We start from the raw sequence: 911 nt of genomic DNA on the forward strand, positions 1-911 counted from the left end.
CCGTTCTGGTCGTAGCCTCGATCGAGGAGAGCCTGTTTGGATAAATTTTCATTTCTGCGGTTGTAATCGATAATGGGAATTGAGCCATCATCCCGAACATACTGGTAATTTTCGGTGATGTCATACTTGGCATCGGCGATATCAATTTTGGTTTGGCAGTTGTGGTGGGCATGAATTTGTTTTTTATTGGTGATAATGAGACTTCCTTCCTCGGCATTGCCTGGGATGGTGGAGACAGCGACGGGGAGCTCGATTCTGAGATTCAATTCAACGGAGGTGGATAAGACCGCATTATAGCCGAAGATCTTCTGTTTTTTATCCGGATTTTGGGGGTCCCTTCTTACCCCGATGCGGGCATGGGTATCCTTGGGCAGTTTGGGGCAGCATATAGCAATGGAGCCGGTATCAGGATTTATGTTCAAGATGTTGGAACGTAGAGTCTGGATACAGAGGTGCTGTTTTTGGAGCTCTTCTGCAACGCCGAAAAGATGGGCGGTATTCTGCTGCTCCAAGGAAGGCTGTCCATCGGAGAAGGCAAGTTTGAAAGCGAACAGCTCAATTTTGGGTTTTTTGACATCTTCAGGAAATCGATCACTGGGACACTCGGCGTAGACGCGGGCTTCGCTGCCCAAGGAGCTTTCCGTTCCGCTCCCGGCGGAATTTAGGCGATAAAGGATGCGCGATCTGACTTTTTCTAGAACATTTTCCACGGTGATGTTTGGACATTTATCGCAAAAGTACGTACAGCCGCGGTAGCGGGCCCAGCTGGGATAGAGGGTTCCGTCGTGAGCCAGGACTTTGAAGGTCACCATTTCAAGCTGGTGAAAGATGTCTATCAGGACGTGGAGGATTTCGTTGTAGAGGGTTTCACCAAGCCGTGTGCGGAAGTTGGAAAAGGTTGCTTCACAAGG

At 49.2% G+C, this 911-nt stretch carries 1 pseudogene; it reads right to left on the minus strand.

The features are described from left to right. A pseudogene (locus tag K1V27_RS22525) lies at positions 1-911 on the minus strand (hypothetical protein); the annotation flags it as partial.

The organism is Desulfoferrobacter suflitae, assembly GCF_022603395.1.
GTDB classification, from domain to species: Bacteria; Desulfobacterota; Syntrophobacteria; order Syntrophobacterales; family Syntrophobacteraceae; genus Desulfoferrobacter; species Desulfoferrobacter suflitae.